Raw genomic sequence first — 14,258 nt, 5'->3', positions numbered from 1 at the left:
GGAGCCGATGGAGACTCACTCAGCTAAATCGAAAGACCAAACCGACATTCGTGCTCTGCCCCTTCTCGAGACACATGTTCGATCAAGAAGCCGCACCGTTCGAGTACTTTTGCCGATCCGATATTTTCAGCGTATACGGTGGCCACCAGTTGTTTAAGGTTCCAATGCAACTGCGCCTGCTGGATCAGATGCCTCACCGCCAGCGTTGCCAGTCCCTGTCCGCAAGCGTTTTGGGCAATCCGGTAGCCGACTTCTGCCGACCGCTCGGTCATGTCGATGCCTTTGAGGTTGGCTCGACCCACTATATTTCCAGCGTCATCTTCGATGACGAATGGGTGCCAGGTTCCGGCGGCAAAATCAGCTAAATAAGCGTCAATGTGGTCGGTGACGCCCTGCATCGAGTAAAAGGCAGAACCGCGCGCGTCAATGTGGCGCTCGAACCATTCGCGATTGTCCAGCTCGAACGCCAGCAACGCCTCGGCATCAGTGCTTTGCAGGGTACGAATTCTGACGGGCTTCATAAGGTCGCTCTCCTTGCTGGTAGCACTACTTGAATAATTGCTCGATTCAATCCCGGGAAGGCGCAGACTATCACTTCAACCCGCAGTGACGGGTCGGCCAATTTTGCCTCGCCACAGGACCGGGCGGGGGGCATAGCCTGTCGGTATCCAGGAATCGCATTCGGCATGCCATGATCTATACTCGCTCGTCAGTTGTATTCCTCATGCCTAGAAGTTTGCCGTTGGGCGGATTGATCTCTTCCTTCAGGAGAGTTTCGTATGCCAGATGACGCCAATTTTGAAGCGCCCGTCGCGCCCGATGTAAGCGGTGTAACGGACTTGCCCCCGGAAATGATTCAACAGTTGAAGGTGCGATTGACAGACGCGGCCAAGTTGCATGACGTCTTGGCCGATCCGATCATGTTTAACGGCGGCACTATCCTGGTGTTGCTGTTGACGACACTGGCGACGCTGTTACCCGCTACAAACTTTACTTGGGTGGCACCTTTGTGTTCTGCGCTCGCCGGGTTGTTCGTCGCGATGGAGCGAGCCCTCGGATTCGGTGCCCGTTGGCGTTATCACCGTGAAATGCGTTTTGCCTATGAGTCAATTATCGACATGCTGGATTTTCTTCCGGTAATTCCCGCCTCCGAACGCCCGAAATATATCCGCGATATCTTTTCGGCATTGTATGCGGTTCGATCTCGGGAGTCGGCGATCCCGAATGCAGGGACTAATTCGGCACCTACTTGATTACGATTCCAAACTACCTGCTTCGCTGCGGCTCAACCGGGGGGGCTTCAGTCGGCTTCATATCTTTTAGGCGTCGGTTAGCCACGACGTTATAAATGGCTGCTTTGCGATTCACCGCACCAGTTGCTCCAGCAACTCAGGCGTCACGTAGTGCGGTCCGTCGAACAGGTAGAGCGGATAACCGTCATAGGCCGCGAGTTGCGGTTTGAGTTCGGCCGCGGTCGCGGAGCGGAATCCGCCGCCGAAGTTGGGGCGAAAGGCTTCGACGATGATTCGCACACGGTCCTTGCCCAGACGCTGGCGCATGGCGTCGGCGTAGGTTCGGGCCACCGGTGCGGTGCGGGCGTAGACGCCGACGCCATCCTGGAAGAACACGCCGATGTCATCCGGCAGCCATTGCTTGAGCCAATCGGCGGTGGCGGCGGGGCCGATGTTGGCGCCGTCGTAAACACTGATCCATAACGGTCGCGGCAGCTTGGCCAGCAGGGCGGGCAGTTCTTTGACGCGGGTCCAGCTGGGGTCGACTTCGGCCGGGAAATACCAGCCGGTGACGTGTAGCGGCGTAGGCAATTTGGCGATGCGTTCCGAGACAGCGGCCAGTTGCTCGATGTTGTCCCGTGAGCGGTTCTCGCTGAAGTAACCGGCGAGCCCGAGAATGACATCCTGCGCCCAGGGCGCCTTGGCGATACGGGGCCAGTCAGGCAACACCGGCACGGTGGGCAGGCCGGTACCGGGAACGAATGCCTGATCGTCGACGACGGTCCATTGCACCAGCAGCTCATGGGCGCCGAGTTTTTCCCAGTGGCCGTTGATGCCGACGGTCTTGTTGTCCGGCTGCCAGACGATGCCGACAATCCCCGGCTTAAGAGCCTTGGTGTGTGTCACGTAGAGCATGCTGGAACCTGCGCCGAGGGTAGCGATAAGCAACAGGGCGACAACGGTCGCGCGACTGGCGGTATAGCCAAAGATTTTCACAGGGCTGCCTTTTTCAGGGGCGGGGGATATGCCCACGTCGAGGGCAGGTTAAACCCCAGGCACAAATAAACTCGAACGTTCATACCAGTCCTCAATAGGAATACGTCAGGCGAGCGAACACGCCTTGAGCGCGGTCATCGCCCAGCACCTTCACGCGGTACTGCAGAGAAAAATCCACATAGGAGCGTGGGGCGTTGTAGGCATCTTCGCGGAACCAGTAACGGACGTTGTTGCCGACGCCGATGCCTGCGGCCTTGCCGGATGATGAGCTCGTGCTGCCGTCGGTATCGGTCTCGCTGTTCATCTTTGAGTCATAGTCGAATGCGGCCACGACATGGGGGAAGCTCACCCAGTGTGAACCTGCGCCGCCGATGGCGTAACTGCGGCCGACCTGCCATTCGCTGTTGAAATAGTCACGCGAGTCATTGATGTAATGACCGCCTTCAGCGAACAACTGCGAGGTCCACCAACTGGAGGTATCGACCCGCAAATCGGTCCCGATACTTGAGCTATAGCCCAGGCGCACCAGCCAGTCACCGTTGACGTCTGACGACCCCAAGGGGAACGTGCGCTCAACGGCGGCCATCACGTTCAACGCCGTGAACGGTTTGACCCGCACACCAACGGCGCCTTGCAGGGCATCGATACCGCTAGCCGAATCGCTGTTCTTGCTCCATAGCGTGTCGGTGACGCGACCGTAGAGTTCGACGAAGCGTGCATTGCGATAGCCCAACGGGCGCCAGGACAGTTCGGTGCTGTTTTGCAGGCTGTCGTTGCTGTTACTGCCGCTGCTCGGCGCTGAACTCAGACCGCTGCTGGAACTGTTGCCGCGATAACTGGTAGTGCTGATCAAGCCCCAGGTACGCGACACATCGGCCACCGCACGACGGGTGTCGAAGAGCTGCTGCGGGGACATGTCGAGTTCACCGGCATTTTTTGCGTCGATGACTCGCTTGAAATAGGTGACGGCTTGCTCATCGTCATTGACCCGCATGGCGTTGTAGGCGGCATCCTGCGTTGCCGTCGGTGAGAGCCGGCTGCCAGCATCGGCCTTGCGAAACGATTCACGGGCGCGGTCATCGTCGCCGGCCTGGACCGACAAGTAGGCGATCTGCAGGTCGCTCATCGCTTCCAGTTCGCCGGTGTCCCGCGCCTGTTGCAGCCGTTCGCGCGCAGTTCTTCTCTGGCCGATGGCGGCATACAGACTGGCCTCTTCGTAAGCCGGCAAGCTGCCCAGGGCCAAGGCCCGGGTAAAATCCTGGCGTGCCCCGGTATCGTCCCCCGATTGTTGACGCAAGAAGCCGCGCTGGCTCAGCAGCCGGGCGTCATCGCCATTGGCCTTGAGGCCATCGCTGGCCGCCGCGATGGCTTCGGGCACATGCTTCTGGTCGGTCAGGGCTCCGACCAATAGGCGTCGATACGCCGGGTTGTGCGGCGCGCGGCCGACGGCTTGGTTCGCTTGGGCAACCGCCGTTTCGAAGTCCTTGCGGGCCAGGGCCGCATAGGCCTGGGCGGCGAGGTCGGTTCCGTCGTCGCGCTGGTTGCCAGGCCAGATATCACACACCAGGCCGAAGGCCGTTTCCTGACAGTTCAGGGCTGGAGCAGGGACGTGAGCGGCAGTGTTCAGATCCCCATTGTTTTTCTGCCGCAGCGCCACTCGTGCGGCGCTGCGTCGGCGGGCTATTTCGCCACCTTCATCGTCGACCAGTGGCTGCAAATCATCGAGCGTCTGCTGAGGCTCGCCATGGGCCAGTGCGGCGTCGGCGGCGAAGAAGCGAATGTTGCGGACTTGCGCTTGCGGCAGGCCATCGATGGCGAGGGCCTGCTTCAGGTCAGTTTGAGCGGCTTGAGTCTTACCCTGCCGATCAAGGGCGTAGCTGCGCAGAATCCACGGTGCGATTTCCCCGTCATCCTGTGCCAATGCAGCGGACGCAGCTTGCTCGGCCCCAGGGTAATCGTTGGCGGCGAGCAGGGCGCTGATCAGCAGTTGCTGGTTGGCGCCGATTTCCGGGGCCCAGGCGACGGCTTTTCTGGCCTGATCCACGGCCAGCGGCACATGGCCTTGCTGCAGGGCGCGATAGCCCTGAACCGCCAGCGGCACCGCCAGTTGACGACGAATCGCTGCGCGACGCGTCAGCAATGCGTCGTCGTCCGGGAACATCGCAAGCGCCTGGGTGGTGGCTTGATCCGCTTCCTGCAGATGCGGTTGGCGCTGCAGGGACTCGATCAGCAGCAGTCGATAGTCCATGCGTTTGGGCGCCTGAGCGATGGCCTTGCGTGCGGCCTGGGCAGCAGCGCCGAAGTCATCGCGGTCATAGGCCTTGAAGGCCTGGGCAGCAGCACCGAAGCCCGGAGTCTGACGTGATTGCGGGTAGCGCCTGGGATGATCGCGCAGGCCCTTGTCGCGCTGAGCCAGCACAATCAGCGTGTTCAAACGCTGGATATCGGCGCGCTGATGTAGCGCTTCGCGAGCCTTGGCGATGGCCAGGTCATAGTCTTTGCGCTCGTAAGCGCTGTACGCCTCGCTGGCGGTGACATAGGCGGGACCGGTCAATGGCAATGGCAGCGTCTGGGCATGAGCAAACGCAGGTATCAGGCTCAGCCCCGTGGCCATGAGGGTCAGTAAGGGGCGATTCATGCAGGAAGCTCCGCAGGGTAGTGGCTGTGCTGACGTGCCACGGCTTTTTCGATGGTGGCGCGAGGCAGCACGCCGCTGTCGACCAGATAGTCGCCAATGCGGCCGTGATGCTGCGGGCGGTACTGCAACATCGCGCGGCTGAACACATCGCGATCAAGCAGGCCCATTTCGATCAACAGGTCGCCCAGCAATGGCGCTCGGGCATCCGGCACGGATTGGCCTTCGCGCACGTTCAGTTGACGCAATTGCGCGACGATTTCGCTCTCCCGGGCAATCAGCTGCACCGGTTCGCTGCCCAGTTCGTCGCTGACCTGTTGCAGGCCTTCGGCCGGCAGTGGGCTGGCCACGGCGACTTGCGCACGGCCGTCGGCATTCAAGCCAAGCGGCACCACGCGCCAGCGCAGGGCGAATTCGTCGTCCAGGGTCTGGTTCGAGTCCCGCGCCTTGGCGGCCACATCGAACACCCGCGGCAAGTCGTTCTGAAAGGCGATGGCTTCCGCGAGCGTTTCGTCGTCCAGCCAGCCGTTGCTGAGCAAAATCCGCCCCAATGGCATGTGCCGGGTTTTCTGTTCGACGAGAGCATTTTGCAGGTCGGTTTCGTTGATCGCCTGCCAGGACAGCAACACGCTGCCCAGTTTGCGCGGTGCGGCAGCGACCAGGTCGGTGGACGGGAAGTCGTGCATGGTCTTGTCCCACACCAGTTTGCGGTTCAGCGCCTTGCCAACCAGGAACATGCGCCAGGCCCGTGACGCGGCCATGAAGTTGACGAAGTTGCCCACCACCATGCGCGGGATCGACAGCAAACCATGCTGCCAGCCGTACAGCACGGTGGTGAAATAGCAGCGGTGCGCGATGCGCCAGGCCAGCGCGATACCGTTGGCCAGCAGCAGGTATTGGATAAAGCCGTTGGTTTCAAACGGCGTCGGGAAACTCACGTCCCACAGTCCGCTCTGGCGCAAAACAATCAGGCCCAGCAACTGCACCAGAATCACGTAGGCGATGATGCTGACGAACGCCGTCACTACGCCTTTGCGGTCGCGAAACAGTAGATAACGGTTGGCCAGCGAGCCGCTCCAGCCCATTTGTTCCCAGCCTTGCAGCCCGATGCCCAATGTCCAGCGGGCTTTCTGGCGGAACGCGGTGCGGAAGGTGTCGGGAAAGAATTCGCGCACGCACAACGGCATCTTCAGGGTCGATTCGTAAGGCTTGCGAAACCATGATTTGCGCAGCACGCGAAACTGCACCGGGAAGCGCACGAAGATCGCATTCATACCGACCTTGGCCAGGCGTGCGCCGACGTCGTAGTCCTCGGTGAGGCTGTCGGTGTTGAATGGCTGGTTCTGGGTTTCCCCGGCCAACACTCGCAAGGCACGATGTGAAAAACAGGTGCCGACCCCGGCAGATGGCACGGTATCGGTCATGCTTTCTCGCACCACCAGATCCTTGCCATGCCATTCGGCGAATTCGTCCATGTAGGTGCCGGCCACCCATTCGTACCAGTTGCGCTCCAGCGAAACCACGGGCAACTGGATCATGTCCTTGCGCGGCAGCAAGTAGTTGAACAGGCGCAATTCCAGCGGGTGCAGCACGTCTTCGCTGTCGTGCAGCACGACGCCGGCGAAGGTCATGCCGTGGGTTTTCTCATGCAGGAAAATCGCCTGGATCACCCAGTTCAGACAGTCGGCCTTGCAGGTCGGCCCGGCATGCGGGACTTCCACACGATGCAGCTGCTTGTAGCGCCGACGCATGCGCTCCACTTCATCGATGGTGCGTTGGTCGTTGATGTAGGTGCCGACAAAGACCACATAGTTCTGGTAGTCCAGGGTCGACACCATGTTCTCGATCATCGGCGCGATGACGTCGTATTCCAGCCAGGCCGGAACCATGATTGCCAGCGGTTGTTCATCCCGGGCCATCAGTTGCTCGGCGGTCAGCGGCCGGTACTTGCGACCCACGGTAAATTTGCGGAACAGGCGACGAGACCAGTACCACAGGTCAATGAACAGATCGTCCAGGCTGGAAATCAGAATCAGCACCGCGACCACGATGGTCGAGGTCTCCAGGAAGCTGTAGTAGTGGGCCAGCCAATAGGGCCAATAAAGCGACGTCATCGAGGGTTACCGTTACTGGCGATTGCGACGGGCGTTACGGCCGGCCAGCAACAGGATGAGGACCAACAGGATGCCACCGGGAATCAGCCACAACAGCGACGGTGTGCGCCAGGCGTCCAGCCCCTTGGGTTCTTCGTGGTCGATCAATTGGCTGCCACTGGGGTCCTGGGTGTCGAAGGTGGTCAGCGTACCGTTGTCACCGAGGATGGCGACGTCGCCGCGACTCAGCAGAACCTGCCTGGCGAAGCGGGGGGCGTCGGTGCCCAGTGTGCGATAGACCAGACCGTGCTGGCCGCCGCTTTCCACGGCTTGCAACGAAGCCAGGTGGTTGAGGGGATGCACGTCGAGCAACACCTGATCCTTGTGATTGATACGCAGACGGCCCTGCTCGTCGACCTGCACCGACTCTTTACTGTCCTTGATCGGCAACTCGAAGGCCAGGAAGGCTTTGTCTGGCGTGACTGAGACTTTCGGGTCTGCGCTGATATTCAATTGCGCACGCAGCGGCGAAACACCGGCGGCGTCAGCCACCGAAATCACCTGCGGCAAACTGCTTGCCGGGTGTTCGAGGTAGGCCTGCGGCACGAGGATCTGCGCGTTCACGGCAAAGCGTGCAGCCATGCCGGAAAAGTCATCATCCAGCGCAGTCTTTTCCAACACGATATGGCTGGTCGGTAGCACCGAGACCGGGAAGGCTTGTGGCGTTTCGAGGCAGCGATCACTGACCGGCTGGCGCTGGAACGACACACGCAGCACGTTGGTCGAGCCCACGGCGTAACGTGGGATCCGCGCTTCAATGCGTTGCTTTTCTCCGTTGGCCACGAGCTGTTGTGCGCCAATCAGATAATCGTTGAGAAACAGCGAGGCCACCGGCGCGGTGTCCGAGGCGCCGGGTGCGGCGGACACATCGATCACCGCCTTCACCGGCAGACGTCCGTCGTAGGCCACGCTGCCCAGAGGGAACGAGGTGCTCCAGTCGGATTTGGCCAGCACGTCGATCGCACCGGGTTTGCCGCCCAGGCGCGACAAGGCCACACGGCCGTCGGCGCTCAATGGCAACTGTGCTTCGCTGACGGTCAATTGGCGGCTGCGTGCCAGTGTGTTCCAGGCCGAGCTGAACAAGGCCAAGGCCTTGCCGGTCGCTTGCGGCGCGATCGTCAGCACCGGGCGTGTCCCCAGCAATGCCAGTCGCACATTGTCCGTGCCGGTGGCGGCCAGGCCTGCATTGATATGCCGTACACGCCATTGCGCGAAGGCGCTGGCTGCGGTGGCGTCGAGACCTTGAATCTGACTTTGCAGCGCATCCAGAGACTCATTGACGGCCTTGAGCAGTTGCGGGTCGTTGATGGCCAGATCCGCCTGGACGTTCGGGGTTTGCCCCAACATCAGCAGCGCGCCGATTTGCGCCGGGTTCCCCAGGACGTGCGGGCCTTTGCCGCTGAGGCTGGCGAACGCTGGAATAGTTTGCAGCTCGGCCGGGATACGCAGGCCGGTCAGGTCAACGCTGTCCTGTACGGCAGGATAGGGCAGGATGTGGCTGTGCTTGCCGATCCGTTCCAGTGCCACGCCCAGACGCCAGGCGGCGTCGTAGCTTTCGGCGGTTAGGGTGCCCGGCGCGACCATGATCCCCGGTTTGCCGGGCAGTGCCGTCCAGGCTGCACCAACGTCCTGTAACTGGCTGGCGTCGTAGCTGTAGTTGAGGCGGGTGTCCGGTTCGATACGCAATACGTTGCCGATGGCGCGTTCGTCTTCGCACAATACGCGGGACACGATCGACGACCAGGCAATACCCAGGCGCACCGACCCGCTGTCACGCGCGGTCTTGTCCACGCCCAGCGTGGCGCTGGCGTCACCTTGAGCTTCGCTGAGCCCTTCGGCGCGCACCGGATAACCGTCCAGCGACAGCAGCAAGGTGTTGCGGCCGCCTTCGCCGTTGAGGTAGCTGGCGTCGAAATTCAGCGTGGCATCGGTCAGTGGTACGCCCGCCGGCACGGGTAAATACAATTCGCGCCGGGCATCGGTGGAACCCAGGATGATGGGGGCGTCGATCCCCAGATCGCTCAAGCGGATCTCACGCTCCTGCCGAGTGTCGGCGTTGAGTCGGTTGATCGCCTGGGTGAGCGGGCTGTCCGCGGCCAAGGCGAAGGTCGGCATGAGCGCGAGCAGGCTCACGCCACAGGCAAGGGCGCTGAGCGCCCCCGTATGGATGGCAACGGAAGACTTCATTCAGGTAGATCTCGAGCTGATAAGGGGAGGAGCGGTTCGGTTTAGAGAGAGGTGAAAGCCGGGTAATTTTCCTCGGGCACAGGCACCGCTGTCGGGTAATGCAGGAACTTGGGCAATGACTGCCGAGCGACGACGAACTCATCGACCGGACGACCCATCAGCGCGTCGACGATGCGCGCACTGGCGCAGCCATCGCCGTATGGGTTGGCCGCCTGGGAGCATCGACGCCACAGCAACTCGTCATCGAACAACGCGTTGACACTCGCGATGATCGAGTCCGGCGAGGTCCCGACCAGGCGCACAGTGCCCGCCGCGACCGCTTCGGGGCGCTCGGTAACGTCACGCATGACCAGCACGGGTTTACCCAGTGAGGGGGCTTCTTCCTGCACGCCACCGGAGTCGGTGAGGATCACGTGTGCCCGTTGCATCAGTCGCACGAAAGCCATGTAGTCCAGTGGCTTGATCAGGTGCACATTGGGCAGGTCGCCCAACTGCTCGGTGACCGGGCCCATGACATTGGGGTTCAAGTGCACCGGATAGACGATCTGGATGTCGGCACGCCGGGCCAAATGGCTCAGGGCCTTGCAGATGTCGAGGAAGCCTTCGCCGAAGTTTTCCCGACGATGCCCGGTGACCAGCAATACCTTGCGGCCGGGTTGCAGGAACGAGAATTGCTCATCCAGGCCTGCACGCAGGTCAGCGTCGTGTTCGATGCGCTGCGCGGTCATCTGCAAAGCGTCGATCACCGTGTTGCCGGTCACGAAAGAGCGCCCCTGCAAACGCTCGTCGAGCAGTTTTTTTTGCGACTCGTGGGTCGGCGCAAACAGCATGTCCGCACCCAGGTCGATGCAGCGACGATTCATTTCTTCCGGCCATGGGCTGTAGATGTCACCGGTGCGCAGGCCGGCTTCCACATGGCCGACCGGGATGCGTCGATGGAACGCAGCCATCGCGGCCACCATGGCCGAAGTGGTATCGCCATGTACCAGCACCCGATCCGGCTGGGCCATTTCCAGCACCGGATCAATCGCTTCGTAAAGCGCCGCAGTCAGCGAATTGAGCGTCTGGTGCGGCGTCATCACATCGAGGGTGTAATCGGCCTTGAGGTTGAACAGATCCAGCACCTGTTTAAGCATGCTTTGATGTTGGCCGGTGATGCATATCTGCGAATGAATGCCAGGTTCCGCAGCGAGGGCTTTGACTAAAGGCGCCATCTTGATGGCTTCAGGACGGGTACCGAAGATCGAAAGGACTTTAAGCCTTGAATGATGGCGGACGATGATGCCTTCCTCGCGCAGTTCTAGTGCGCAACACAAAAGCTGCCCCAAGTTATATTGAAACTTGAGCCACGCTAGCGTTATTTGAGTTTAGTAAAGGCCGGGATAGTCAGCGTGAGCGCTGATGTTCACTTCATGTGAGAGGGGACGTCGCCTGGAAACCCGGAAGCTGCCGGATTATTAGCATCAAAGGTGAATATTTTAAAGCGTTATGTGTGGGTTTTTATTTAATTATAAAGTTTGAAACTTTTATATTCATGGTCGGTCACTTATGGTTTTTAATGATTTTATGAGGTTTTTATTTAAGTGTTGTTGAGGTTTTATATTGTTGATTTGTATGGCTATTTTATATTTTTACTCCGTTCGTCAGTGCGTATGAATTATTCATGGGTTGTAACGGTCGCGTCGGCGCTGTTAAAGGGTCTGTTTCTCTGAAGAATGGTGGTTGTGGTGGTCACTTAAATGACGCCTGAATATTGTCGTGATGCAGTAGGGTAATAAGTTTTTGTGAAAGGGTAAATGACGTATTAATAGGAGTTGATGTTTAAAGAATGTGTTCGTCAGTGTAATTGGCCTGTGTTTCAACAGAATCAGCCGATAGCAGTTCCTTTGCCATCAGCGATTTCTGTGAGTCGAGCGCAAGTCCGCTCCAGGCCTATCGCAGCCTGTCATGGCTGACCAAATAGACCTCGGCGGACAGTCAGGACACTAGCGTCAGGTTTCGGATTGATGAGCCGCCCAGTGTTTCATCTCTTCGGCAATGAAGTGGTTCACCAGGTCGCTGTACATCTTCTCGATGGCATCCGGGCTCAGGCCCTCGGCTTCGGCCCATTCGCGTCGAGTTGCCAGCATGGCCTTGAAACGCTCCGGAGCGCGCACCGAAGTCACCGAGGTCTTGAACTTCGAGGCGGCCAGCACGTAGTGAAAACGCTTGCCCAACAGCTTGATAACGGCCTGGTCCAGGGCGTCGATTTCGCGTCGGATATCTTCCATGCCTGCACACTCTGCGGGCTGCAACTGATTGATGACTTCCATGTAGGTGACTCCGTTTGTTGAAAAAATCGTGGGATTCAAGTGCCGATTTTACGACGGCTACGCAGCCTCGCGAGCGCTGATAAATTCGATGAGCGCTTTCAAGGCGGGTGGCACATGCCGCCGGCTTGAGTAGTAAAGAAAGAACCGGCTGGGCGGTGCTTTCCACTCCTGGAGTATTTCTCTGAGATGCCCGTTCCGGAGATCGTCGCGCACCAGCTCCTCGTAGACATAGGCAATACCAGCGCCGTCTTTCGCTGCCTGGATCATCAGCGCATCGTCTTCCAGAATCAGCGGGCCGGTGACGGATAACCTTATCGGTTGACCGTCGGCTTGATACTCCCAGGCGTAAAGTTTGCCACTGGGAAAACGCCTGGCAATGCACGCATGGTCGAGCAAGTCGCGGGGGACGTGCGCGGTTCCCTTCGCGGCCAGATAAGCATCCGCGGCTACGGTCACGAACGATTGAGGTGCGCCGACAGGGACTGCGATCATGTCACCGGCCAGGCTTTCACCAAAGCGGACTCCAGCGTCAAATCCCTCATTGACGATATCGGTCAATCCATCATCGGTGATCAGGTCCAACTGAATACGTGGATACATGGCCACGAAGGGCGCCAGCACTTTCGCAAACACGATGCGAGCCGCCGGACGCGCCACGTTGAGGCGAAGTTTGCCAGTGGGCACTTCCTGCATCGAGGTCAATTGCGCCAATGCATCGTTAACCTGGTGCAGGCTCGGGACCAGCGTCGCCAATAGCTGCTGGCCGGCCTCGGTCGGGGTCACGCTACGAGTGGTTCGGTTCAGCAGTCTGATGCCCAAACGTGCTTCCAGCGCTCGCATTGCGTGACTCAACGCGGAAGCCGAAACGCCACGTTCGTCGGCGGCCTTGCGAAAGCTGCGATGGCGAGCGACGGCGGCAAAGGCGTCGAGTTCAGAGAGATCGGGGTGATGACTCATGAGTTTTGTTCAGTAGTTCAAATACGATTACCTATCTTATCGTCATGAGACCTCTGCCGGATACTTCCTCCATCATTCGTGGAGAGGTGGCTATGCAAAACAATCGTCTTGGATCATCGGATTTTCTGATTTCACCGATTGGCCTGGGAACCTGGGCAATCGCCGGCACCGGCTGGGAGTACAGTTGGGGAGCGCAGGATGACAAGGACAGCCTGGGCGCACTTGAATATGCCGTCGAACGCGGCGTGAACTGGATTGACACCGCTGCGGTTTATGGCTTGGGCCATGCAGAGCAATTGGTGGGGCAATTGCTGCGGCGGGTGCCGGCGTCACGGCGTCCTTTGGTGTTCACCAAAGGCAGTTTGGTCTGGGACCCGGTCACGAAGAAGATTTCGCATTCACTGGCCCCTCAATCCTTGCTCGCCGAGATCGACGCAAGCTTGCGCCGGCTTCAAGTCGAGACGATCGATCTTTATCAGATCCACTGGCCTGCTTTTCCTGCCGACGCCAGCAGTGAAGGCATTGAAGTGGCGCTTTCGGCTTTGGCCGCCGCGCGCGATCAAGGAAAGATCCGCGCGATCGGTGTATCGAATTTCGATGTCGCTCAACTCAAGCGGGCGCAGGAGGTGACAGAGATCGTTTCGCTCCAGCCGCCGTACTCGGCCTTGATGCGGGACATTGAGCAGGACGTTTTGCCATTCTGCGAGCAGGCCGGGATGGGGGTCCTTGCCTATTCCACGCTTCAATCAGGGCTGCTTTCCGGCAGCATGACGCGCGAACGCATTTCGCAACTGCCCGAAGACGATTGGCGCAAGGCCCGAAGTGCTGATTTCCAGGAACCCCGTTTGAGTGCGAACCTGGCATTGGTTGACGTCATGGCACGTATTGGAGAAAGGCACGGGGTGAGCGCTGCTGCGGTCGCCATCGCCTGGGTACTTCGCAAGCCGGTCGTGACGGGCGCCATTGTCGGAGCCCGCCATCGTGCGCAAGTAGACGGGCTGATTGCAGCCCTGGAGTTGCGCCTCAGCGCTGCGGAAATCGATGAAATTCGACCGTTCCTGCCGGCGGGCATGGGAACAAATGTCCCTGGTGCCGCCTGACACTATTGAGAAGAGTATGAGTGTTCAGTTTTGCATACTGAACGTAGGCGTTCGATGGGTAGCAGAGCGGTCGATCAAGATCGCAATGCTACCCACCACAACACCGATCAAGCCCGGCGGCGCGGTCAGCACCACCATCCACATGCGAGAGAAGTTCTGCAGTTGCAACATAAGTGACGGCAGTTTCGCTTCGATCTCCTTGAGCAACGGCTGGATCTGCTGCGTCACCGATACACCTTGCTATCAGTTTTTGCACTCCGCCATCACCACATGACAGGTAGTCGGCGTGCCACCGGATTGGCCGGCATAGCGTATGCAGTTATCCATGGACTTTTGGCGAGCCTTGTCCAGGGTGGAGCCCCAGGCCAGGCCGCCCTCGCCAGCAGTGGGTAGCGCTTTTGCATAGCAACTTGAGCCTGCGCTTGAGTCTGTACTTGAGGCCGAGTAGCGGGCCGTGGAAGTTTTGCCCGCACAGCCCGCGGTCAGGGCCAGGTTGATGACGAGCAGGGAAGGGAGGATCCATGACGAACATTGGCGTGCTGTTTTGCCGATCATCCCGTTTCCCCTGTATCAAGAGGTTGGAGGCGTGTTTGTGGTCGTGTTCTATTCAGATTAGACGGTGTTACGCCTGCCTTGGTTAAAACGGCTCGTTAAATAAACGAGCCGTTGTTGTGAAGGTGTTCAGC

The 14,258-nt window shown here is 59.5% G+C and carries 12 protein-coding genes; 2 read left to right on the top strand and 10 right to left on the bottom strand.

The window, feature by feature from the left end:
- Nucleotides 1–23: 23 nt before the first annotated feature.
- Complete coding sequence (locus LOY28_RS18530; protein ID WP_258612336.1) at nt 24–521, bottom strand: GNAT family N-acetyltransferase; 498 nt, start codon at nt 519–521, stop codon at nt 24–26.
- Between the two features lie 258 nt (nt 522–779).
- Between LOY28_RS18530 and LOY28_RS18525 the strand changes: the two genes are divergently transcribed.
- Nucleotides 780–1,253 (top strand): hypothetical protein, encoded by a 474-nt coding sequence (locus tag LOY28_RS18525; protein ID WP_064618699.1) that lies wholly within the window; start codon nt 780–782, stop codon nt 1,251–1,253.
- A gap of 111 nt (nt 1,254–1,364) precedes the next feature.
- On the opposite strand, the gene LOY28_RS18520 is transcribed toward LOY28_RS18525, so the two are convergent.
- From LOY28_RS18520 to LOY28_RS18490, 7 genes are all read right to left on the bottom strand, one after another.
- Nucleotides 1,365–2,147 (bottom strand): hypothetical protein, encoded by a 783-nt coding sequence (locus LOY28_RS18520; protein WP_258614481.1) that lies wholly within the window; start codon nt 2,145–2,147, stop codon nt 1,365–1,367.
- Nucleotides 2,148–2,319: 172 nt separating this feature from the next.
- Entirely contained in the window at nt 2,320–4,866 is a 2,547-nt protein-coding gene (locus tag LOY28_RS18515) for an NfrA family protein (RefSeq protein WP_258612335.1), read from the bottom strand.
- Complete coding sequence (locus LOY28_RS18510) at nt 4,863–6,977, bottom strand: glycosyl transferase family protein (protein WP_064618693.1); 2,115 nt, start codon at nt 6,975–6,977, stop codon at nt 4,863–4,865. Before LOY28_RS18510 ends, LOY28_RS18515 begins: the two co-directional genes overlap by 4 nt.
- A gap of 12 nt (nt 6,978–6,989) precedes the next feature.
- Nucleotides 6,990–9,203 (bottom strand): hypothetical protein, encoded by a 2,214-nt coding sequence (locus LOY28_RS18505; RefSeq protein ID WP_258612334.1) that lies wholly within the window; start codon nt 9,201–9,203, stop codon nt 6,990–6,992.
- A gap of 41 nt (nt 9,204–9,244) precedes the next feature.
- Nucleotides 9,245–10,483: a non-hydrolyzing UDP-N-acetylglucosamine 2-epimerase gene (gene wecB / locus LOY28_RS18500; protein WP_258614480.1), complete on the bottom strand. Its 1,239-nt coding sequence runs from the start codon at nt 10,481–10,483 to the stop codon at nt 9,245–9,247.
- 711 nt (nt 10,484–11,194) lie between these two features.
- Nucleotides 11,195–11,515, bottom strand: coding sequence for an isochorismate lyase (locus tag LOY28_RS18495; RefSeq protein WP_064618687.1), 321 nt, complete (start codon nt 11,513–11,515; stop codon nt 11,195–11,197).
- A 57-nt stretch (nt 11,516–11,572) separates the two neighbouring features.
- Nucleotides 11,573–12,472 (bottom strand): LysR family transcriptional regulator, encoded by a 900-nt coding sequence (locus LOY28_RS18490; protein WP_018925615.1) that lies wholly within the window; start codon nt 12,470–12,472, stop codon nt 11,573–11,575.
- Nucleotides 12,473–12,564: 92 nt separating this feature from the next.
- Between LOY28_RS18490 and LOY28_RS18485 the strand changes: the two genes are divergently transcribed.
- The gene (locus LOY28_RS18485) at nt 12,565–13,572 is read left to right on the top strand and encodes an aldo/keto reductase (RefSeq protein WP_258612333.1); all 1,008 of its coding nucleotides are present in this window, start codon (nt 12,565–12,567) and stop codon (nt 13,570–13,572) included.
- Between the two features lie 24 nt (nt 13,573–13,596).
- Here LOY28_RS18485 and LOY28_RS18480 read toward each other — a convergent pair whose 3' ends face one another.
- Nucleotides 13,597–13,800: a hypothetical protein gene (locus LOY28_RS18480; protein WP_258612332.1), complete on the bottom strand. Its 204-nt coding sequence runs from the start codon at nt 13,798–13,800 to the stop codon at nt 13,597–13,599.
- Nucleotides 13,801–13,815: 15 nt separating this feature from the next.
- Nucleotides 13,816–14,127: a hypothetical protein gene (locus LOY28_RS18475; RefSeq protein WP_081626497.1), complete on the bottom strand. Its 312-nt coding sequence runs from the start codon at nt 14,125–14,127 to the stop codon at nt 13,816–13,818.
- Between the last annotated feature and the right edge of the window lie 131 nt (nt 14,128–14,258).

Origin of the sequence: Pseudomonas sp. B21-017, assembly GCF_024749245.1 — a bacterium.
Lineage (GTDB): Bacteria > Pseudomonadota > Gammaproteobacteria > Pseudomonadales > Pseudomonadaceae > Aquipseudomonas.
The sequence above is the reverse complement of the archived record's forward strand: the minus strand, read 5'-3'. Positions and strand labels throughout refer to the sequence as shown.

What these genes read in the sequence shown, in the direction of transcription:
- LOY28_RS18505 (WP_258612334.1), bottom strand. Translation starts at nt 9,203, where the DNA reads ATGAAGTCTTCCGTTGCCATCCATACGGGGGCGCTCAGCGCCCTTGCC.
- LOY28_RS18490 (WP_018925615.1), bottom strand. Translation starts at nt 12,472, where the DNA reads ATGAGTCATCACCCCGATCTCTCTGAACTCGACGCCTTTGCCGCCGTC.
- LOY28_RS18515 (WP_258612335.1), bottom strand. Translation starts at nt 4,866, where the DNA reads ATGAATCGCCCCTTACTGACCCTCATGGCCACGGGGCTGAGCCTGATA.
- LOY28_RS18475 (WP_081626497.1), bottom strand. Translation starts at nt 14,127, where the DNA reads ATGATCGGCAAAACAGCACGCCAATGTTCGTCATGGATCCTCCCTTCC.
- LOY28_RS18495 (WP_064618687.1), bottom strand. Translation starts at nt 11,515, where the DNA reads ATGGAAGTCATCAATCAGTTGCAGCCCGCAGAGTGTGCAGGCATGGAA.
- LOY28_RS18525 (WP_064618699.1), top strand. Translation starts at nt 780, where the DNA reads ATGCCAGATGACGCCAATTTTGAAGCGCCCGTCGCGCCCGATGTAAGC.
- LOY28_RS18530 (WP_258612336.1), bottom strand. Translation starts at nt 521, where the DNA reads ATGAAGCCCGTCAGAATTCGTACCCTGCAAAGCACTGATGCCGAGGCG.
- LOY28_RS18510 (WP_064618693.1), bottom strand. Translation starts at nt 6,977, where the DNA reads ATGACGTCGCTTTATTGGCCCTATTGGCTGGCCCACTACTACAGCTTC.
- LOY28_RS18485 (WP_258612333.1), top strand. Translation starts at nt 12,565, where the DNA reads ATGCAAAACAATCGTCTTGGATCATCGGATTTTCTGATTTCACCGATT.
- LOY28_RS18520 (WP_258614481.1), bottom strand. Translation starts at nt 2,147, where the DNA reads ATGCTCTACGTGACACACACCAAGGCTCTTAAGCCGGGGATTGTCGGC.